The sequence below is a fragment of the Allokutzneria sp. A3M-2-11 16 genome, assembly GCF_024213555.1.
Lineage (GTDB): Bacteria > Actinomycetota > Actinomycetes > Mycobacteriales > Pseudonocardiaceae > Allokutzneria.
The window spans coordinates 90738-110985 of the sequence record NZ_JANAVO010000014.1 but is presented as its reverse complement, the minus strand read 5'-3'; the positions used below and the strand labels follow the sequence as shown (position 1 = coordinate 110985).

Genomic DNA, 20248 nt, shown 5'->3' with positions numbered 1-20248 from the left:
AATGGCGCATTGGGTACGTCGGCGCGTGGGGGTGGGGCGGGGGCGCTCACCTGGGGTTCACGGGGGGCGTGAAAGGGTGCGGGGGTATCGCGGAGCGAGGGGGTTTGGCGTGCCACGAGGTAGGGCCGCGTTCAGCACCACGGCGGTCGCACTGGTCGTGGCGGCGGTCGGCGCCGCGTGCACGGTGGGGCCGTCGAACCGGCCCGCGGTCGTGCACGACGGGGACGCCCCGCCGGTGATCGCCACACCTCCTGGAGCGCCGCCCGCCGCGGTGCGGCCGCTGGGTGCGCCGGAGGGCGCGCGCATGAGCTGGTCGGACTGCACGAGCCAGACCCGGTTCCGGCTCGGTGACGCGGCGGGCACCACGATGCGCTTCGAGTGCGCGAGGGTGAGCAACAACCTGGACTCGCCGAGCCGCCCGGGGCGGGGCACGACCCGGATCGCGGTGCTCAAGGCCGGGACCGGGCCGGTTCCGCTGGTGGTGGTCAACGACATCAACGGCGAGCCGGGCACCCTGTTCGCGGCGCGGCTGGCGCAGAAGCTCGGGCCGGAGGTGATGGGCACCTTCTCGTTGATCGGTGTCGACCGGCGCGGCACGGGCGAGTCGGAGCACCTGCAGTGCGTGCCGGAGTCGATCCGGCAGCGGCTGATCGGCTTCGACCCCGCCGCCAAGGACGGGGCGAAAATCAACGAACTGTTGGAGATCGCCAGGGAAGCCTCCCAGGAGTGCATGCTCGACCTGGACGAACAGCTGCCCGCGAACGACACCTGGCGGACCGCCTCGGATCTGAACAAAGTCCGCGAGCTCCTGGGCATGCAGCACCTGCACGCGATCGGCAGCGGCGAGGGCTCACGGGTGCTGACCGTGTTCGCCGAGCGGTTCGGCGACAAGGCGGGCCGGATCGTGCTGGACGGTTCGCCGGACCCCGCGGCGGACGGGATCGGGCTGGCGCAGGCGAAGGCCGCCGCGGCGGAGGCGACGTTCGCGGAGTTCGCCGCGGACTGCGTGAAGCGGGGTTGCGCGCTGGGCTCCGATCCGCGCAAGTCGGTGACCGATCTGCTGGCCAAGCTCGACGAGAAGTCGCTCAACAGCTCCGACGGGATCGCGGTGAACAGCGGCTCGGCGATGTTCACGCTGGTCTCCGCGCTGGGTGAGCGGTCGGCGTGGCCCGCGCTCGGCGAGGCGCTCGGCAAGGCCGCCGCCGGGGACCCGGCCCCGATCGCGGCGCTGCTGGCGCCGGTGATCAAGAACAAGAGCACGGTGGGTTCGCGCTTCGACGGGTCGTTGATCACCGCGTGCAACGACACCACGGTGCGCATCCCGCCGGACCGGGCCGCACAGCTGATCAAGGAGTGGAACGGCCGGAGCCCGCTGTTCGGGCCGGTGTTCAGCCAGCGGCTGATGTGGTGCGGGCCGTGGCCGGTGCCGAGCCAGCCGCTGCCGCCGGTGCGGGCGGCCGGAGCCGGGCCGATGGTCGTGCTGAACACCGCGGCGGACCCGGTGACGCCGCCGGAGGGCACGAAGCGGACCGCGGAGCAGCTGCCCGGGGCGGCACTGGTGACCTGGCAGAGCAGCGGGCACGGGGCGCTGACCGGGAGCGGCTGCGTCGGCGCCGCGCTGAAGGACTACCTGGTGGACGGGAAGATGCCCGCGAACGCGACGGTGTGCCCGCCGTAGAAGGTCCGACGGGCACACCCGGTCACAGCGTCTTGGGTGTCTTGGGTCAGCAGCCTCCGCAGCAACCGCAGCCAGGACCCGTGCAGTTGCTGCAGCAGCTGCAGCCGCCCGCGGCCGACATCTCTTCCATTGTTACCTCCACGCTCGTGGGAGCCCCGGAAACTCCACGGTATGCGTGATCACGCATGAGTCGACACCGCCGCCAGACTGACGCGACTCCACCGGATCGGTGAGCACTCCGAGTGGCAGCGGTAGCACTCCGGGTTGACCATGTGCGCATGGGTGATTTCCTGCTGCGTCGATGGTGGCTCGTGGTCGTGCGCGGGGTGGCCGCGATCCTGTTCGGGATCGTCTCGCTCGCCTGGCCCGGCATCACCGTGCTGGCACTGGTCCTGGTGTTCGGCGTCTACGCGTTCATCGACGGCCTGGTGGCCGTGGCGGTCGCGCTCGCCGACAAGGTGGTTCCCTCGGCCGACCGGTGGATGACCGGCCTGCTCGGCGTGGTGAGCCTGGCGGCGGGGATCGTCGCGGTCACGCTGCCGGAGATCACCGCGCTCACGTTGCTGTACGTGATCGCCGCGTGGTCGGTGGTGGCGGGCGTGCTGCAGATCGTGGTCGCGTGGCGGCTGCGCAAGGTCCTCGCCCGCGAGTGGCTGCTGTTCGTCAGCGGTGGCCTGTCCCTCGCGCTCGGCCTGGCGCTGTTCATCAGCCCCGGCGAAGGCGCGATCGCGCTCATCGTCACGATCGCGGCCTTCGCGCTGCTGTGGGGCATCGTGCTCACGCTGGTCGGGATCAGGCTGCGGACCATCGGCAAGCGCCGTGCCGCCGAGGCCGAGCTGGCCGAGGGCACGACCGCCGCGCTCTGACCGCTACTTCAGCAGGTTGGCCACGTAGTCGGAGATCGGCTGCGTGGGGTGGCCGATGAGCTCGCGCAGCACGCCGGGGGTGTGGTCGAGGACCCCGCCCTTGGCGATGTTGGCGTCCACGTCGGCGAAGATGCCCGCGACCGGCTCGGGCAGGCCCGCGCCGGTGAGCTGGGCGATGTGCTCCTCGGTGGTGAGGTTCTGGTAGGCCACCGCCCTGCCGGAGGCGCGGGAGATCTGCTCGGCCAGCTCGGCGAAGGACCACGCGGTGTCGCCGGAGAGCTCGTAGATCTTGTTGTCGTGCCCCTCGGTGGCCAGCACCACCGCGGCGGCCTCGGCGTAGTCGGCGCGCGCCGCGCTGGAGACCCGGCCGTCGCCCGCGCTCCCGGTGATCACGCCGGACTCGGCGGCGCCGGTGATCGCCTGCGCGTAGTTCTCGTGGTACCAGCCGTTGCGCAGGATCGTGTAGGTCAGCCCGGAGGCGAGCAGGACCTCCTCGGTGGCCTTGTGCTCGTCGGCGAGCGCCATCCGGCCGGAGTCGGCGAACGGGGCGCTGGTGTAGACGAGCCTGCCGACGCCCGCCTTGACCGCGGCGTTGATGGCGTTGGTGTGCTGCTCGGCGCGCTTGCCGAACTCGTTGCCGGAGATCAGCAGCACCACGTCGGCGCCGGCGAACGCGCGCTCCAGGCTCGCCGGGTCGGCGTAGTCGGCGGCGCGCGCCTGGACCCCCAGGCCAGCGGCCTTCTCCGGGCTGCGGACGGCGGCGGCGACCTGGTCCGCGGGGACCTTCTCGAGCAGGGACTCGACGACCAGCGCGCCCAGGCCGCCGGTGGCTCCGGTGATGACGATCATGGTGATCTCCTCGCGGTGCGGCGCGGGGCGGTCCCGCGCTCACCAGTCAGAGTGTACTAACTTCTGGTTAGTGCCAACTGCTAGTTAGTACTATCACATTCGGTTGTGCTGGACCCAGGGGTACTGTCAAGGACATGGACGCCCACCAGCAGCTCATCGCTGACGTCTTCGACAGGGCGTGCCCCTCGCGGGACGCGTTGGAGCACGTCACCGGGCGCTGGGGAATCCTGGCGATGATGGCGTTGACGGAAGGCACGTTCCGGTTCAACGCGCTGCGCCGCCGCGTCGACGGGATCAGCGAGAAGATGCTGTCGCAGACGCTGCAAGCGTTGGAGCGGGACGGTTTCGTGCACCGCGAGGCGCAGCCGGTGATCCCGCCGAAGGTGGAGTACAGCCTGACCCCGCTCGGGGAGCAGACCGCGGAGAAGCTGGTCGCGCTCGTCCTGTTCGTCGAGGAGCGGCTGCCGGAGATCATGGTCGCGCGCCAGGCTCACGACAAGGCGAAGGGCTGAGACCCCCGGCCCCAGCCCTTCGCGTTCAGCGCTCCCAGGAGGAGAAGCTCCGGAAGCCGTAGAGCAGCGGATCGTCCTCGCGCTGGACGATGTCGACCACCCTGCCGATGACGATCGCGTGGTCCTCCGAGACGTGCGTGTCGGCGACGACGCACTCGGCCGTGGCGAAGGCGTCCTCCACCAGCAGCGGCGCGCCGACCTGGGCCGAGGGCCGCCACGGCAGGCGGCCGAACCGGTCCGGCGCCGCGGAGGAGAACAGCTCGGCGGCGCGCTTTCCCTTGCTGTGCAACAGGTTCACCGCGAAGCCACCGCTGTCCCGGATCGCGGCGAGCGTCCCGCTGCGCAGGTTCAGGCACACCAGCAGCGTCGGCGGGTCGGCCGCGACGCTGGTCAGCGACGTGCAGGTCATCCCGTGCGGTGCGCCGTCCGCGTCAACGGCGGTGATGACCGAGACCCCGCTGGGGAAGGCGCTCATCAGGTCGCGGAACTGCCCCGCCGCCGTGACGTCGCGGGAAACCGGTGCGGCAGTCACGGTTCAGCCGTTGATCGAGTTGATGTACTCGTAGCAGGTGGGCAGGTTCTCCACCAGCTCCTTGGCCTCCGCGGCCAGCCGGGCGAACTCCTCGTTGGCGTTGACGGGGTCGATGTGCGCCAGCGCGGGACGCGGGCGCTCCGGCTGGAGTCCGAGACCGAGCGACATGGTGATCCACGAGTAGGACTCGAACCCGTGGTAGTGCGGGTACATCGAGGACTCGTCGATCAGCAGCGAACGCGCGTGCTCCAGCCTGGGGGCCAGGCCCTCGGGGATGGCGCGGGCCTTGGTCGCCTTCCAGTACGGGGTGTCGTCGCGCTCGGTCGCCCGGTAGTGCAGGACCAGGAACTCCTTCACGCCGTCGATGACGTGGGCCACCTTGCTGTTGTAGGCGTCGGCCAGGCGCGGGTCCCAGTGCTCGTCCGGGAAGTGCTTCACCAGCTGCTCGATGCCGTGCTGGATGAAGAAGATGCCGGTGGACTCCAGCGGTTCGACGAAGCCGGAGGACAGGCCGATCGCGACCACGTTGTTCACCCAGGAGCGCTCGTTGCGGCCGATCCGCATGCGGATGTGGTTGGCCTCCAAGTGGTCCTGGCCGGGGGCGACCTTCTCGCGCAGGGTGCGCTCGGCCTCCTCCGGCGAGCAGAACTCGTCGGAGTAGACGTAGCCGTGGCCGTTGCGCTGGAAGAGCGGGATGGTCCAGATCCAGCCCGAGTCCATCGCGGTCGCGGTGGTGTAGGGCTGCATGGTCTTGGCCAGCTCGCCTTCGCGGGGCACCCGCAGCGCCACCGCGCGGTTGTTGGGCAGCACGTCGGTGAAGGACTCGAACCGCTCGCCGAGGGTCTGGTTGATCAGGACGCCGCGGAAGCCCGTGCAGTCGACGAACAGGTCGCCGTGCAGGTCGCCGTTCTCCTTGGTCGTGACGTGGCTGACCCAGCCGCGCTCGTCCTGGCCGATCTCCACCACGTCGTCGATGACGTGCCTGACCCCGCGCTTGGCACCGAACTTCGCCAGGAACTTCGCCAGCAGGTCGGCGTCGAAGTGGTAGGCGTAGGGGAACTGCGCCCGCTGTTCGTCCAAAGTGGACTTGCCGAGCGATCCGTCCAGGTTGGACACGAACAGCGATCCGTCGAGCAGCCGCGGCGAGAGGTTGTTCTCGCACATGGTCGGCGTGAGGTAGATGTCCCGGTCGAAGTGCTCGCCGCCGTCGCCCAGCCGCAGCCACCAGTCGGCCATCGTGAAGCCGTCGGCGACGCGCAGGCGCTCGAAGGGGTGGTAGAAGTGGTGCCCCTTGCGGCGCCAGTCCTCGAAGCGGATGGCGAGCTTGTAGGAGGCCGAGCACTCCGGCATCCACTCCCGCTCGTCCAGCCCGAGGTAGTCGAAGAAGTGCCGGACCGTGGAGAAGGTGGCCTCGCCGACGCCGATCGTGCCGACCCGCTTGGACTCCACCAGCGTCACGTCGACGCGGTCGCCGAACGCCTCCTTCAGGTACGTGGCTGTCATCCAGCCCGCCGTGCCACCGCCAACAATGACCACTGACTTGATCACACCAACGCTCCTCGGATCGTCCAGCCCTCTGGCGCGACCGTAAGCAGGGATTCTTTTGCCGCGTTATCAAAGTCTTTACTATTGGCGCGCAACGGTTTGCATTGTGACCACAGTGGACGGGATCTCCACTTTTCCACTCATGCCAACAAGATCGAGCTGAGCATTTATGTCACCCTTGGGGCAAAAGAAAAAGGTCGGCTTGCCCCGAGTCTGGGCAAGCCGACCTCACGGTGAGACCCCTAGTCCACCAGGACGTAGCCGTCCTCCGGCCGGGACGCGCGCGAACGCCGGAGCCCGGTCAGGGAGAACGTCCGCTGGAGCCACCGGTCACGTCCGTCGTAGCGCGGCGTGAACGCGGTCCGCCCGTGCACGGTCACGTGGTTGTCCACGATCGCCAGATCCCCCGGCGTCAGAGCGGAACTGGTCGACGTCTGCTCGAACAGCTCGCCGAGCTCCACCAGTGCGGCCGAACCGGCCTCGGTCTGGGGCTGCGTGGCGGCGAAGTCCACCCGCAGGTCGGGATCGTCCGGCGCACCGGAGAGCACGGCGTGCGCGACGGGCTTGTTGCCCTCACCGAAGGACGGAGGCGCCTCGGTGATGAACTCCGCGCGGGACAAGGCTTCTCGACTGCGCGGGCTGAGCAGGTCGAGCACCTGGCGGACGCAGGCGGTGCGCAGGCCCGCGATGCCCTCGTGGTCCGAGCGCAGGCACAGCAGCATCACGTAGTCCGGGCGGTGCTCGTGGAAGGCGTTCTCGTTGTGGAACGACAGCAGCACCGAACCCGCGTTGCCCTGGAAGGTTTCCTTGCCGGGCACCGGAACCACGTCCTGCACGAGGGCGCCGGTCTTCTCCGGGCGGAACGCGGCCGGGTCACCGAGGCCGGAGGCGACCATCGCCAGCACGGCGGCACCGACCGTGGCCTGGCGCTGCACCGAGCCCGCGACCATCGGCGTGTCACCGAGGGTGTCCAGGCCGACTGGCAGGCCACGCAGCAGCAGAGTCCCTTGTGGACCGGAGTCCCTGCGGAACCGGCGGATCGACCTGCGGACGGTGACCGGCAGCTCGTCCCACGCCTCCCGGGCGGCCGCGACCCACTCGGGATCGTCGATCACGCCGCCCGCGACCCCCAGCAGGCCGATGGCGATCTCCGTCACCGCGGCGGCTTCGGTCTCTGTCAGCGACACCACCTGCGGCGCCGCACTCATCACGTCAACGGTTACAGACATCACGCACTACCCATCGATTGCAGCATCGTCACTGTCTCCTCGTGGTCGAGGTCGAGCGCTTCGGGTCCGTAGATCTCCTCGACCCAACCGCGCTGGTACACCGAGTCCAGGTACCGCTCCCCGAGATCGGGGGCGATCGCCACGGTGGTCGGGTCACCACCTGGCGCGAACTCCGCCAGCCAGCGCATCGCGCCGCTGACCACGGTCCCTGTGGAGCCGCCGAACAGAAAACCCTTGCGGGCTAAGCGGTGGCACGCCCGGATGGTGTCGATCTCCGGGACGTGCACTACATGGTCCACATAGGACACATCGAGCAGTGGTGGGCGAACTCCGGTGCCCAGGCCGGGAATCATCCTGGGCAACGCGGGGGACCCGAAGGTCACCGAGCCGACGGCGTCGATCGCCACGACGGTGACACCGGGGTGGTGCTCCTTGAAGTACCGCGCGCACCCCATCAGGGTTCCCGTGGTCCCCGCCCCGAGGAAGAGCACGTCGAGGTCGGGGAAGTTGCGGGCGATGGCGGGCGCGGTCCACCGGTAGTGGGCCTTCCAGTTCGCCGGGTTCGCGTACTGGTTGAGCCACAGGTAGCGGTCGTCGGACTCGCACAGCTCACGCACGTACCGCAGGCGCGCGCCGAGGAAACCGCCGTCGGCGTCGGGCTCGACGATCGTGTGCGTCCGGCTGCCGAGGGTCTCGATCAGCCGCTTGGTCGCGAGGTTGCAGCGCGCGTCGGTCACGCACAGGAACTCATACCCCTTGCTGGCGGCCAGAATGCTCAGCGCCACACCCAGGTTGCCCGACGAGGACTCGACGAGGATCGTGCCGGGGCGCAGCGCGCCGCTGCGCTCGGCCGCCTCGATCATCTCCCTGGCGGCCTTGAGCTTGATCGAGCCGGCGAAGTTGAACCCCTCGCACTTGAGGTAGAGCCTGCGGCCGAAGGTCCCCTCCAGGTCGACGAAAAGGTCGTCCTGGTGGAAGTCCTGCGGCTCGGAGATGATCGGCACGCTCCCCACCTCCTCAGCCGTAGCGGCGCAGTTCGTGGAAGAAGTCGTCGACGACGGTGAGCTCACCGGCGCGGCGCAACTGCTCGTAGACGTGCGCGCCGACCGCGAGGTCGAGCACGCCGAGCCCGAACGGCGAGAACACCAGCGGACGATCGGCGGGCAGGTCCACCCGGCCCGCCATCACGTCGTCCAGGGTGCCGTGCAGGAAGTCGCGGTTCCTGACCAGCTGCTCGGCCAGGTGCGGCGAGGTGTTCGCCTTCAGGCAGTGCTCGACGTCGTCGACGACGTTGGTCGACGCCAGCACGATCTCCGGGGAGATGTCCCGCAGGGAAACGTTGAGCACCAACGGGTTGTGCGAGAACCAGGCGGGGTCGGTCACGTGCGGGGTCGCCGCCACGGTCGCGAACACCACCAGGTCCGAGGAGCGGATCAGCTCCTCCGCGCCCGCGTGCAGGGTGATCCGGCCGGTCTCGCCGGAGCGCTCCAGGTACTCGCGGAAGCCCTCCGCGTGCTGGGCGGACAGGTCGTGCACGCCGACCTCGTCGAAGGACCAGCCGGTCCCGGCGAAGTAGGTGTGGATGTAGCGGGCGATCAGCCCGGTGCCGATGAAACCGATCCGCGGCGGGCGGCCGCGCTCCCTGGTGAACCAGTCGGCGGCCAGCACCGCGGACGCGGCGGTGCGGGTGGCGCTGATGATGGAGCTTTCCAAGCAGGCGAAGGGATATCCGGTCGCCTGATCGTTGAGGATCAGCACCGCGGAGGCCCTCGGCAGCCCGGCGGCGACGTTCTCCGGGAAGCTGGAGATCCACTTGATCCCGTCGACGCCGACCCCGCCGCCGATCGAGGCGGGCAGCGCGATGATGCGCGAGGACGGGCGGTCGGGGAAGCGCAGGAAGTACGACGGCGGGTTCACCGTGTCTCCGGCGCCGTGCACCTTGTAGGCGGCCTCGATGAGCTCCGTGACGGGCTTCTCCTGGCCGGCCAGCGCGCGCTGCACCTGGCCACCGGAGATCACCGAGAAGGTGGGGACGTGCTGGGACATCAGGGTTCTCCGAGGGGTTCTGTGGCTCAGGCGAGCGGGGCGGTCGGCGAGCAGTCGGCGAGCCGGACCGGGTAGCCCATCGCCACCAGCACCTCGCGGGGGCCGTCGAAGGGCTCCCGGCTGTGCGCCATCCGGAGGTTGTCGACCAGCATCAGGTCACCGGCCTGCCACGGCTCGCGCAGCGTCACCGAGTCGTAGGTCTTGTTGATGACCTGCACGATGTCCTCGGTGATCTCGTCGCCGTCGCCGAAGCGGGTGTTGAACGGCAGGCCGTCCTGGCCGTAGACGTCGACCAGGTACTCGCGCACCTCGGGGGCCATCGTCCACTGGTTGAGGAAGGCGATCTGGTTGAACCACAGCTTCTCGCCGTGCGCCGGGTGGCTGATCACCGCGGAGCGGCGCTGCGTGGTGCGCAGGCCGCCGTCGGCGGTCCACTCGAAGGTGATCCCGTTGTCGGCGCAGTACTTCTCGACCTCGGCCTTGTCGGAGGTGCCGAACGCCTCCGACCACGGGACGCCGATCTCGTCGTTGTAGCTGCGGGTCAGCAGCCAGCCCTCGCGCTCGAAGCGCTCGACGAGGTCCGCGGGCAGCGCGGCGAGCACCTTCGCGGACTCCGACACTGCGGTGGCACCGCCGTCGGTGGGCGCGCTGAGGCAGGCGAAGAGCATCATGCCGGGGAAGTCCAGCGCGTAGCTGAGCTCGTGGTGCATGCACATCGGCTGGTTCGGCGGCCACTTCGAGGACGAGTACACGCCCTCCTCGTAGCTCCACCGCGGCGCGAACGCCTCGCGCTCGGCCATCAGGTCGGTGGCCAGCGCCTTGAGCACCGCCCCGGCGCCCGCGGCGTCGCGAAGTCCGAGGCCCCGCACCAGAACGGCGCCGTGCTGGGCGACGACGTGGTGCAGCGCCCCTCGGTTCTGCGCGGCCCACTCGGCCGCGTCGGCGACACCGCTCACCTCGACGATGGCGGGCTTGCCCTCCTCCGCGCGGCCGTTGAGACCGGCGAAGGCGTCCGTGTCAATCGGCGACACCATTACAGTCGTCCCTTCCCGTTGCTGCACAACTCGTTTACGGCCTTGATCACGGCCGCGGTCTCCGCCGGTCGGGTGCGCGGGAAGTAGTGCCCGCCCTCCGCCAGCTCGCGCACTTCGACGTTCTCGGCCAGCAGCGGCCACTTCCCGCTCTCGCGCCCGTGGCCCTCGGTCGCCTTGTCGTCGGCGGCGACCACGACGGTGAGCGGCGTTGCCAGCTTCGTGCTCTCCTCGTGTGCGGCGACGAAGAACCGGTTCGCCACAACGACGTCGTGCCGGTAGGCGGCGCCGACCAGTGCGGCGCGCTCGGTGTCGAGGCCGCCGAGCTCGGTGTAGGCGCTGTCGCCGCTGAGCCGCGCGGTGATCTCCAGGTCGCTCAGCGCGGTGATCGTCGCGGTGAAGCTCTCGCGGTCGCCGATCTCGCCAACCAGTTGCGCGCCAACGAAAACCTGGCGCACGTCGTGGTTCTGCTCCTCCAGCAGGCGCGCGGTGAGCACCGCGAGCGCGGCTCCGGAGGAGTGGCCCCACAGCAGCACCGGGCCGATCCCGCGCTGGGCGATCTCGGCGACGACGGCCTTGGCGACCTGGTCGGCCTCGGCGAAGGGCTCGCGCTGCGCGGAGAGGTCGTGGCCGGGCAGCTCGACGGCGTGCACGGCGATCCCGCTGCCCGCCAGCGCGGTGGCCAGCGGCTGGAAGTTCACCGCGTTGCCGCCCGCGTAGGGGAAGCAGATCAGTGTGGTAGCCGCTCCATCCACAGTGGACAGTGGTTGGAGCAGGCCGGTGCTCTCCTGCCGCTTGCCGTCGATGAACGCGGCCAGGTCGGCGAGCACCGGCGTCCGGGTCAGCTCCTTGAGCGAGACCGCGCGCTCCAGCTTGACCACCAGGCGCACCGCGGACAGCGAAGTGCCGCCGGAGTTGAAGAAGTGACTGCCCCGGCCGACCTTCTCCGGTGCGACGCCGAGGACGTCGGCCCACGCCGCGGCGATCCGCAGCTCGGTAGGGCTCTGCGGCGCCTCGACGATGTCGTCGACCTTCAGCTCCGACGCGGCGGCGGTCAGCTTCTTCTTGTCGATCTTGCCGTTTCCGGTCAGCGGCAACGACTCCAGCGAGTGGAAGTGGCTGGGCACCATGTACTCCGGCAGCTCGGCGGCGAGGTGCTCGCGCAGCTCGTCCGCGGAAAGCGCTGTGGAGTTCTCGGAGGTGGAGTAGTAGGCCACCAGGGTCTTGCCGCGATCGGGCCACTCGGCGACGACGACCGCCGCGTCCCGCACCCCGGCGACGCCCAGCAGGCGGTTCTCGATCTCGCCGATCTCGATGCGGAAACCGCGGATCTTGACCTGCGCGTCGCGGCGCCCCAGGAACTCCAGCTTGCCCTCGGGCAGCCAGCGGCCGAAGTCACCGGAGCGGTAGAGTCGCTCCCCTTCCCGGTGCGGGTCGGTGAGGAAGGCCGCCGCGGTGCGCTCCGGGTCGTTGATGTAGCCGCGACCGACGCACACGCCGGAGAAGACGATCTCGCCGGGCGAACCCAGCGGAACCGGGTTGAGGTTGTCGTCCACCACGTACACGCGCACGTTGTTCACCGCGCGCCCCAAGGGAACCCGCTCGCGCTCGGGCGCGCGGTCCATCACCTCGTGGTTGGTGTCGTCACAGGTCTCGGTGAGCCCGTAGGCGTTGGCCAGCTTGATGCCCGGGAACGCGGCGAACCAGCGCTCGGTCAGCTCCTTCTTGAGAGCTTCACCCGTGGCCGAAACGCAGCGCAGCCGACCGAGGTCGCCGGGGTGCTCCTCCAGGTGGGAGAGGACAACCTCCAAATAGGACGGAACGACCTGCATGACGTCCACGCCGTTGGAGACCAGGCGCACGAAGCGCTCGACGTCCAGGATCGCCTCCTGCTCGACGAGCACCGTGCGACCGCCGACGAGGAGCGCGGAAACCAGCTGCCACAAGGAGATGTCGAAGCACTGCGGCGCGATCTGCGCGACGACGCTGCCCTCGGTGATCCCGAGGTCGTCGATCTTGGCGTAGAGGTGGTTGAGCATGCCCGCGTGTTCGCACATGGCGCCCTTGGGTTCGCCGGTGGAACCCGAGGTGAAGTAGATGTAGGCGAGGTCGTCCTCGCCGACCGCGATACCGAGGTCGCTGTCGTCGTGGTCCTCGGCGTAGACCTCGTCGAGGTAGATCTTGTTTTCCGTTGCGCCGTCGAGGGTTGCGGTGCTCCCCCGCTCGGTGAGCACGAACGTGCACCCGGCCCTGGTCAAGGTCTTCGCGATGCGGTCGGACGGGAAGTGCGGCTCGATCGGGAGGTACCCGCCGCCCGCCTTGAAGATCGCCAGGACCGAGGCCAGCCAGTCCAGGTTCCGTTCGGTGACAACGGCGACGACGTCCTGCGAGGTCAGTCCGCGCGCGCGCAGGGCTCGGCCGATGCGGTTGGCGCGGCCGTTCAGTTCGGCGTAGGTCCAGCTGCGGTCACCGTGCACCGCGGCGATCGTGTCGGGGTGCTGGCGGACGCGGTCCTCGAAGAGCTCGTGGAAACGGCGGTCGGGCAGCTCGCGCTCCGGCCCGGCGAGACCGTCGAACTGGAAGTCCAGCTCCTCGTGGGAAAGCAGGCTCACGGCTTCGGGCAGGTCCAGCGCGGTGCGGTAGTACCCGGCGATCCGGGCGACGTGGTCGGCGTCGAAAGCCTCTGTGCGGTAGCGGAGTCGCAGCTGACCGTCCTTTTCGGACACCCACAGGACGACGTTCTCCGGCAGCTCAGCGCTCTCGCCGAGCACCACTTCGAAGGCGTCACCGGTGAACGGCTCCGCCGCGTGCGCCGCGACGTCCTTGGCGGCCTTGTCCGCCTGGGCGACCAACTCGGGCCACGTGCCGCCGACCGCGATCGCGCAGGGCAGGGGTGCTCCGATGTGTCCACTGGGGACGTAACCGGTCAGGACCTCGGACTCACCGCTCAGCGCGCTGATCACCTTGGCGTGCGCGGCAAGCAGCTGCGCCGGGGACGGCGGCGCGGTGAGCGCGACCTCGTGCTCCGCGATCCCGGCGGGCGCGTCGACGAGCGCTGTCCAGCGGGGAAGCGCGGTGAACCCGGCTGCCCCGAGCACGCTCTGCCAGAAGTCCCGGGCTCCCATGAGGTCCCTCCGCTCGAATCAGGTATGGCCTCATGGGAAACGTATCCGCCTGATATTTTTTCTCGTTATCGTCGGCGTTATCGCCACCGTTCAACCGCTGCCGGATCAGCGCCTGCGATATTGACGGATCGAAAGCGGGACGGCGATCAGCATCAGCCCGAGGCACCACGCCAGGCTGCCGGCGAGCGGTCCGGCGACCGGCCCGCCGATGAGCAGGTTGCGGCACGCGTCGGTGACCAGGGTGGTCGGGTTGGCCTCGGCGAACGCGCGCAGCCACGGCGTCATGGTCTCCGTGGGCACCAGCATGGAACTGCCGAACTGCAACGGGATCATCCACAGGAAGCCGACGGCCTGCACGGTGTTGGGGCTCTTGACCATCAGGCCGATGAACGCCGACACCCAGGCCAGGGCGGTGCCGTAGAGCAGCACCACGCCGACGGCGGCGATCGCTTGCAGCACACCGGTCTTCACCGAGAAACCGATGACCAGCGCGAAGGTCAGCATCACCACCTGACCGAGCAGCAGGCGGCACACGTCGGCGATGATCCGGCCGGAGAGCACGGCCGAGCGCGCGATCGGCAGCGCCCGGAACCGGTCCATCACCCCGGAGCCGAAGTCCATCGAGAGCGTGAAACCCGTGGCGCGCGAGGCGAACATGATGGTCTGCACCATGATGCCGGGCAACAGGAACTGCTTGTAGTCGCCCTCGCGGCCGCCCCAGATCGCCCCGCCGAAGACGTAGAGGAAGATCAGGGTGAAGATCATCGGCATCAGCGTGGAGTCCAGCAGCTGACCCGGATCATTGCGGACCTGCAACAGGTTCCGCCGCGCGATGGCGAAGGAGTGCCGTGCGGTGGCTCGCAGGCCGACCCGCGGGGAGAGCGGGGGCAGCGGCGGCGGCACGGTCACCGGGCGCAGCCGCGGCGAGCTGCCCGGTCCCTGGGGGCCCGCAGGGCTGGGAGCACTGGTCGCGGTGCTCATTCGATCCTCCAGAACTGGATCGTGTCCTCCACCCCGCCGCGCTGCTTCTGGGTCAGGGTGAGGAACACCTCGTCGAGGCTCGGGATGCTGGTGTCGATACCGGAGACGGCGAGGCCGGAGCCCGCGATCGCCCGCACGGCGATGGTCAGGTCGTTCGGGCCGGAGATGGGCAGCTGCACCAGACCCGCCTCGTGGTCGACATGACCGGCGAGCCGGGCGCGGGCCAGCGTGGTGGCCACCGCCATCAAATCCTGTGGGCGCATGGGTTTCACGCGCAGGGTCTGACCGCCGACCCTGGCGCGCAGCTCCGCCGCGGTGCCCTTGGCGATGACCATCCCCTGGTCCATCACCACCACGGAGTCCGCCAGCGCCTCGGCTTCCTCCATGTACTGCGTGGTGAGCAGCACGGTGGAGCCCTCGGCGACCAGGTCGCGGACCACGTCCCACAAAGCGTTGCGGCTGCGCGGGTCCAGGCCCGTGGTCGGCTCGTCGAGGTAGATCACCCTCGGGTTGCCGATCAGGCTCGCGGCCAGGTCCAGCCGCCTGCGCATGCCGCCGGAGTACTCCCTCGCCAGCTTGCCGCCCGCCTCGACCAGGTCGAAGCGCTCCAGCAGCTCGTCGACCCGCGCCCACGCCCGCTTCTTCGGCAGGTCCAGCAGCCGGGCGATCAGGTACAGGTTGTCGCGGCCGGAGATGTCCTGGTCGACCGCGGCGTACTGGCCGGTGAGCCCGATCAGCTGGCGGACCTGTTGCGGTTGCGTGGCAACGTCGTAGCCGCACACCCTGGCCCGCCCGCCGGACGGCGGGATCAACGTGGCCAGCATGCGAACCGTGGTGGTCTTGCCAGCCCCGTTCGGACCGAGCAGGCCGAGCACCGTGCCGACGGGAACTTCGAGGTCGACACCGTTGACGGCCTTGTGGTCGCCGTAGTGCTTCTCCAGGCGCTCGACCTGGATCCCCATCGTCATCGGTGTGGTCCCGTCCTCAGCTCTTGGCGTCCATCGCGGCCGCGAGGCTGCGCGGTCGCATGTCGGTCCAGTTCTGCTCGATGTAGTCCAGGCACGCCTGCCGGGAGTCCTTGTCGTGCGCGACGGTCCAGCCCGCCGGAACCTCCACGAAGGACGGCCACAGCGAGTGCTGGCCCTCGTCGTTGACCAGCACGAGGTAGGTGCCCTCGGGGTCCTCGAAGGGATTCGTCATGGCTGTTTTCCTTTCTAGCTCTGTTCCAGCAGCTCGGCGAGCTGGCCGATGGTGGGGTGCTCGTAGAGGTGGTGCACGGACATCCGCGAGGACACCGTCCCGTTGATGCGCGCCACCAGCTGCGCCGCGCGCAACGAGCTGCCGCCGAGGTCGAAGAAGCGGTCCTCGCGCCCGACCTCACCGCTGCCGAGAACTTCCCGCCACAGCACTGCGAGCTTCCGTTCGAGGTCCGTAGCCGGTGCGACGTAACGCCTTCCGCCCCGCGCGAGCTCCGCGACGGCGTCGGCCAGCAGCTGCTCAGCGTCGATCGAACCGTCCGCGCCGACCGGGAAATCCGGCACCGCCAGGTAGCGCACGGGCACCGGAACTCCGCGCGCCACAGCGGAAACCGCCGCGCGCACGTCCTGCGCCCCCGCAGTCCCGGTGTAGGCGACGATCACCTCGGCGGCACGAAGCTCTCCGGGATCGAGCACGCGAACGATGTGCTCGTTGCGGCCGTCGAGCCCGATGAGCAGGTGCACGCGGTCCAGCGACAGCGCGGTGAGGAACGACGCCAGGCCCTGCGCCCCGCTGATGGAACGGAATCCGCGCGAGGCGGCCGCCGCCGCGGGGCTGCCCTGGTTCATCCCGATGCCGGTCCACATGCTCCACGCCAGGCAGTGCACCGGGCGGCCGAGCTCGCGGCCCCAGTGGTCGGCGAAACCGTTGAGGAAGCTGTTGGCCGAGGAGTACGCGGCGAAGGAGCTTCCGCCGAAGTCGCCGTTGACCGAGGAGAACAGCACCAGCAGGGTGTCCGGCCGGTCGCGCAGCAGTTCCGCGATGGCCAGGGTGCCGTTCACCTTGGCGCGGTAGGCATCCAGGTAGCCCTCGGTCGTCTCGTTCGCGACCGCGTGGTCTTCCAGGCTGCTCCACTGGTGCGAGACGTCGGCGCCCGCCAGGTGCAGCACACCATCAAGCTCTACAGTGGACAGTGCGGCCCTCAGCGCGTCGGCGTCGGAGACATCGACGGCGTGGTACTCGACCTCGCCGAGCATCTTGAGGTCGGCGAGGCGTTCCGCCTTCTCGTCGTCACCGTTCTCGTCGACCTCGCTGCGGCCGACCAGAACGAGCTTCGCCTGGTACGCGGCGAGCAGGTACTCGGCGATCTCGTACGCGATGCCGCCGAGCCCACCGGTGAGCAGGTACCGGCCACCGGCCTTGAGCGCGGCGGGCTGCTCATCGGCATCGCCGAGCGAGACCGGGCGCAGCCGCGCGACGAGACGCTTTCCATCGCGGTAAGCGACCAGGTCTTCGCCGTCCGGCGAGGAAAGCTCCGCGACGATCGCGTCGGCGCAGTTCGCCGAGTCGACGTCCACCTGGCGCACCAAGGGAAGCACGCGCTCCATGGCGGCGGTCCGGACGAGTCCGGGCAACGTGGACTTGAGCACGTCGACCCCGTCGCCCGACCGCGCCCACAGACCGTTCCCGGTCAGCACCAGCAGGGAAGCCTGACTTCCTTGGGCAGCAAGGGTTCTGAGCACCCCGGCGACGGACAGCGCACCGGACTCCAGGTCGTTGTCGGTGAGGCTCCAGCCGTGCAGCACCGCGCCGACCCGCCGCTCACCGAGCACCTGGACGTAGTCCTCGCCCTCGGCGACGACGATCAGCTCCGGCACATCGGGGTGCGCCGCGAGCCGCACCGCCAGGCCGTCCGCGTCGAAGACCAGCCACGGGCCCGGGGGAAGCGCTCCTGCGACCTGGCTGGCAGATGAAATCCAGGTGCGCTCGAAGAACCACGCGGGCAGTGTGGATTCGGACTCTTCGGCGATTTCCAGTTCTCGCAGCCACTCGTCGAACGCCCCGTTGTCGAGGTCGGTGACGAGCTGGTTGCGCTGGATCTTGCCGCTGTTGGTCTTGGGGAAGCGCTCGCGCTCCACCGGGATCACGAGGTCCGGCTGGAGCCCGATCTCCTGGGCCAGCCGGGCTTTCACCGCCGCGATCGTGGTGTGCACGTCGTCGTCGGTGGGGACGAAGAACACCACGAGCTTGTCGGTGTCGTTGCCGGCACCCGAATATCCGCACACGGCGACGTAAGTGACCTCGGTGCCGTCTACCTGCTCCACAATGGACTCAAGGTCGTAGTTCAGGTAGTTGGCGCCCTGGATGATGATCAGGTCCTTCTCGCGACCGGTGATCGTCAACCGGCCCTCGTGCAGGAACGCCAGGTCGCCGGTGTTGAACCAGCCGTCCTCGGTGAACGCCTCGGCGTTGGCCTCGTCGTTGCGGAAGTAGCCGTTCATGATCGTCGGGCCGGTGATCTGGAGTCGGCCGACCTGGTCCTCCGGCACCACGATGTTCTCGTGGTCGACGATCCGCAGGCGCACCCCGGGAATCGGTGGGCCGACCTCGGTGAAGGTGATCGCCTCCGGGTCACCGGCGTCCAGCAGGCGCAGCGGCCCGGCGAGCGAGTCCTTGTCCACCCACAGTCGTCCCTCGACGGGGTCGTCGGCGGGCATCGTGGAGTAGGTGACGCCGGAGCTGGTCTCCGACATCCCCCAGCACGGCCGCATGGCGCCGTTGGGCAGCCCGTGCGGCCGGAGCAGTTCGATGAAGCGCTCCGCGGTGCGGCTGACCACGGCCTCACCGGCATTGCAGATGTGGCGCAACGTGCTCAGGTCCCACGTGCGGCCCTTCATCGCCGCGGCCTGCTCGTTGACGAGCGCGAACGCGAAGTTCGGCGCCCATGTGTTGGTGGCGCCGTAGCGATCGGTCCAGTCCAGCCAGCGCAACGGCTCGGAGAGGAACGCCTCGATCTCGGCGTTGACGTGCTGGCAACGCAGGATCACGTCACGCACGTTGTACATGACGATGCCGCCCACGTGGTCCAACGGCATCCAGTTCAGCGCGACGTCGTTCTCGTCGAAGCCGTTGGCCAGCGCGGTTGCCTTGGTACGGGCCAGAATTGTGCGGCTGGGGTGCCGGACGCACTTGGGCACACCGGTGCTGCCGGAGGTGAGCAGGTGCACGACGGGGCTGTCCGGGGTGGCGGGGAACCAGTCGGTGTCCTCGGCACCGGCCAGTTCTTCAACCGCCGCAACGCGAACGTCCTCGACACCCCACAGCGATGGCAGCTTGCGCACGGCGTCGGCGAGTCGCTCGTCGGTGAGGATCAACGGCTTGCCCAGCAGCTCCCACGCGTTGCGGAGCTTCTGCGTCACCGCGTTGTCCCTGTCGTAGCCGGGCGCGGCGCCGACCGGGGTCGGGAGGTAGCCGCCCAGCACGCAGGCCCAGAACGCGGTGACGAAGTTCTTGTTGCTGGCGAACTGGAACAGCACCGATTCGCCGGGCTGGATGCCGGTCTCGCGGAGTCCACTGAGGACGCTCTGCGCGTCGCTGAGCAGCTGGGGGTAGCTCTGGAAGACCTCGCTGCCGTCCGCGGAGACGTAGCGGGTTCCCTTCTCCGGAGCCAGTTCCGCCGCGAGCCGCAGCGCTTCCTGGAGCGTGGTGGGATATCCGGGCTCCAGCACCAGTTCGCCGCCGAACGCCTCGGCGAGCACGGTCGAGTTCTCGACGTCCGCCTTGGGGCCCGCCGACTCCTGGCGTTCGGTGTCCCCGAGGTGCCGGGCTCGGTCGAGCTTGGCCTCGTGGCGCAGCAACGGGATCGCGGTCTCCACGGCGGGAACCGCCTCGACCGCCGCACGCAGCTCGGCGAGCACGTCGGCGCCGATGCCGTCGTCTCCGGACATCCGTCGAACCTCCTACTTGGCGTGCGCCGACTCGCGGCGCAGCAGCGCGGAACCGATCGTCTCGGTCAGGTCGACGCCGACGTCGTTGAGGTAGAAGTGCCCGCCGGGGAACACACGGCTGGCGAAAGCGCCGGTGGTGTGCTCGCGCCACGCCTCCAGCGTCGAGATCGGCGCCCGGTCGTCGGCGTCGCCGCCGAGCGCGGTGATCGGCGCGGAGAGCTTGGGCTGCGCCTGGTACCGGTAGGTCTCCCAGAGCGTGAAGTCCGCGCGCAGCGAGGGAAGCAGCACCTTCATCAGCTCGTCGTCGTTGACGACGTCCGCCGACATGCCGCCCAGCAGGTGCAGCGCCTTGCGGAAGTCCTCGTCCGGCAGGCCGTGGATGTTCGGCACGACGGCCGGAAGATCCGGGGCGGGCTGGCCGGAGAGGAACAGGTGGTTCGGCTCCATGCCGCGCTTGCGCAGCGCCCTGGCGAGCTCGAACGCGAGCAGCGCGCCGCCGCTGTGCCCGAAGAACGCGCACGGGCCCTGCAGGTACGGCCGCAGCGCCAAGCCGACCGTGCGCACGGTGATCTCCATGCGCAGGAACGGCGACTCGCCGACGCGGTCCTCGCGGCCGGGCAACTGGACGGCGATCAGCTCCACCTCGGGCGGCAGCATGCTCGGCCAGTCGGCGAAGCTGCTCGCCCCCGCCCCCGCGTGCGGGAAGCAGAACAGCCGCACGCGCCGGTTGGGGCGGCGCGCGCGCCGGACGAACGGGGACTCGACGTGGAGCCTGTCGGACTCGAACATGGTTGCGGTACCGCCTCACGCACGACAGCTGACCCGGTGCTCCGACCACGCTATTCGGCGGGCTTATTGCCGCTATATCGCCGCAGTTTCGCTGGTCGCAGCCCTGCGAACGGCGCCGACGCCGCGCAGACGTGGACGGG

The 20248-nt window shown here is 69.5% G+C and carries 16 protein-coding genes; 3 read left to right on the top strand and 13 right to left on the bottom strand.

Going from position 1 to position 20248, the window contains the following annotated elements:
• Positions 1-109: 109 nt before the first annotated feature.
• Positions 110-1678 (top strand): alpha/beta hydrolase, encoded by a 1569-nt coding sequence (locus NLX83_RS35390; protein WP_254239617.1) that lies wholly within the window; start codon positions 110-112, stop codon positions 1676-1678.
• Positions 1679-1956: 278 nt separating this feature from the next.
• Complete coding sequence (locus tag NLX83_RS35385) at positions 1957-2544, top strand: HdeD family acid-resistance protein (RefSeq protein WP_254239616.1); 588 nt, start codon at positions 1957-1959, stop codon at positions 2542-2544.
• A gap of 3 nt (positions 2545-2547) precedes the next feature.
• Here the strand turns inward: NLX83_RS35385 and NLX83_RS35380 are convergent, their stop codons facing one another.
• Positions 2548-3393, bottom strand: a complete 846-nt coding sequence (locus tag NLX83_RS35380; protein WP_254239615.1) for an SDR family oxidoreductase — start codon at positions 3391-3393, stop codon at positions 2548-2550.
• A gap of 134 nt (positions 3394-3527) precedes the next feature.
• Here NLX83_RS35380 and NLX83_RS35375 point away from each other — a divergent pair, with 134 nt between their 5' ends.
• Positions 3528-3905 (top strand): winged helix-turn-helix transcriptional regulator, encoded by a 378-nt coding sequence (locus tag NLX83_RS35375; protein WP_254239614.1) that lies wholly within the window; start codon positions 3528-3530, stop codon positions 3903-3905.
• Positions 3906-3930: 25 nt separating this feature from the next.
• Here NLX83_RS35375 and NLX83_RS35370 read toward each other — a convergent pair whose 3' ends face one another.
• From NLX83_RS35370 to NLX83_RS35315, 12 genes are all read right to left on the bottom strand, one after another.
• Positions 3931-4437, bottom strand: coding sequence for a flavin reductase family protein (locus tag NLX83_RS35370; protein ID WP_308209437.1), 507 nt, complete (start codon positions 4435-4437; stop codon positions 3931-3933).
• Between the two features lie 3 nt (positions 4438-4440).
• Positions 4441-5985, bottom strand: coding sequence for a tryptophan halogenase family protein (locus NLX83_RS35365; RefSeq protein ID WP_254239613.1), 1545 nt, complete (start codon positions 5983-5985; stop codon positions 4441-4443).
• 239 nt (positions 5986-6224) lie between these two features.
• Entirely contained in the window at positions 6225-7190 is a 966-nt protein-coding gene (locus NLX83_RS35360) for a clavaminate synthase family protein (protein ID WP_254239612.1), read from the bottom strand.
• Positions 7191-7210: 20 nt separating this feature from the next.
• The gene (gene sbnA, locus NLX83_RS35355; protein WP_254239611.1) at positions 7211-8215 is read right to left on the bottom strand and encodes a 2,3-diaminopropionate biosynthesis protein SbnA; all 1005 of its coding nucleotides are present in this window, start codon (positions 8213-8215) and stop codon (positions 7211-7213) included.
• 13 nt (positions 8216-8228) lie between these two features.
• Entirely contained in the window at positions 8229-9257 is a 1029-nt protein-coding gene (gene sbnB, locus NLX83_RS35350) for a 2,3-diaminopropionate biosynthesis protein SbnB (RefSeq protein ID WP_254239610.1), read from the bottom strand.
• Between the two features lie 26 nt (positions 9258-9283).
• Positions 9284-10291, bottom strand: a complete 1008-nt coding sequence (locus NLX83_RS35345; protein ID WP_254239609.1) for a TauD/TfdA family dioxygenase — start codon at positions 10289-10291, stop codon at positions 9284-9286.
• Entirely contained in the window at positions 10291-13413 is a 3123-nt protein-coding gene (locus tag NLX83_RS35340) for a non-ribosomal peptide synthetase (RefSeq protein ID WP_254239608.1), read from the bottom strand. The genes NLX83_RS35345 and NLX83_RS35340 overlap by 1 nt, the downstream gene beginning before the upstream one ends.
• 105 nt (positions 13414-13518) lie before the next feature.
• Positions 13519-14394 carry an ABC transporter permease gene (locus tag NLX83_RS35335; RefSeq protein ID WP_254239607.1) on the bottom strand — a complete coding sequence of 292 codons (876 nt, stop codon included), beginning with the start codon at positions 14392-14394 and terminating at the stop codon, positions 13519-13521.
• Positions 14391-15362 (bottom strand): ATP-binding cassette domain-containing protein, encoded by a 972-nt coding sequence (locus tag NLX83_RS35330; RefSeq protein ID WP_254239606.1) that lies wholly within the window; start codon positions 15360-15362, stop codon positions 14391-14393. Before NLX83_RS35330 ends, NLX83_RS35335 begins: the two co-directional genes overlap by 4 nt.
• Positions 15363-15378: 16 nt before the next feature.
• Entirely contained in the window at positions 15379-15594 is a 216-nt protein-coding gene (locus NLX83_RS35325; protein WP_254239605.1) for an MbtH family protein, read from the bottom strand.
• Between the two features lie 14 nt (positions 15595-15608).
• Positions 15609-19319 carry a non-ribosomal peptide synthetase gene (locus NLX83_RS35320; RefSeq protein ID WP_254239604.1) on the bottom strand — a complete coding sequence of 1237 codons (3711 nt, stop codon included), beginning with the start codon at positions 19317-19319 and terminating at the stop codon, positions 15609-15611.
• A 12-nt stretch (positions 19320-19331) separates the two neighbouring features.
• Positions 19332-20108 carry a thioesterase II family protein gene (locus NLX83_RS35315; protein ID WP_254239603.1) on the bottom strand — a complete coding sequence of 259 codons (777 nt, stop codon included), beginning with the start codon at positions 20106-20108 and terminating at the stop codon, positions 19332-19334.
• Between the last annotated feature and the right edge of the window lie 140 nt (positions 20109-20248).

What these genes read in the sequence shown, in the direction of transcription:
- NLX83_RS35385 (WP_254239616.1), top strand. Translation starts at nt 1,957, where the DNA reads ATGGGTGATTTCCTGCTGCGTCGATGGTGGCTCGTGGTCGTGCGCGGG.
- NLX83_RS35380 (WP_254239615.1), bottom strand. Translation starts at nt 3,393, where the DNA reads ATGATCGTCATCACCGGAGCCACCGGCGGCCTGGGCGCGCTGGTCGTC.
- NLX83_RS35375 (WP_254239614.1), top strand. Translation starts at nt 3,528, where the DNA reads ATGGACGCCCACCAGCAGCTCATCGCTGACGTCTTCGACAGGGCGTGC.
- NLX83_RS35360 (WP_254239612.1), bottom strand. Translation starts at nt 7,190, where the DNA reads ATGAGTGCGGCGCCGCAGGTGGTGTCGCTGACAGAGACCGAAGCCGCC.
- sbnB (WP_254239610.1), bottom strand. Translation starts at nt 9,257, where the DNA reads ATGTCCCAGCACGTCCCCACCTTCTCGGTGATCTCCGGTGGCCAGGTG.
- NLX83_RS35345 (WP_254239609.1), bottom strand. Translation starts at nt 10,291, where the DNA reads ATGGTGTCGCCGATTGACACGGACGCCTTCGCCGGTCTCAACGGCCGC.
- NLX83_RS35340 (WP_254239608.1), bottom strand. Translation starts at nt 13,413, where the DNA reads ATGGGAGCCCGGGACTTCTGGCAGAGCGTGCTCGGGGCAGCCGGGTTC.
- NLX83_RS35335 (WP_254239607.1), bottom strand. Translation starts at nt 14,394, where the DNA reads ATGAGCACCGCGACCAGTGCTCCCAGCCCTGCGGGCCCCCAGGGACCG.
- NLX83_RS35330 (WP_254239606.1), bottom strand. Translation starts at nt 15,362, where the DNA reads ATGACGATGGGGATCCAGGTCGAGCGCCTGGAGAAGCACTACGGCGAC.
- NLX83_RS35325 (WP_254239605.1), bottom strand. Translation starts at nt 15,594, where the DNA reads ATGACGAATCCCTTCGAGGACCCCGAGGGCACCTACCTCGTGCTGGTC.
- NLX83_RS35320 (WP_254239604.1), bottom strand. Translation starts at nt 19,319, where the DNA reads ATGTCCGGAGACGACGGCATCGGCGCCGACGTGCTCGCCGAGCTGCGT.
- NLX83_RS35315 (WP_254239603.1), bottom strand. Translation starts at nt 20,108, where the DNA reads ATGTTCGAGTCCGACAGGCTCCACGTCGAGTCCCCGTTCGTCCGGCGC.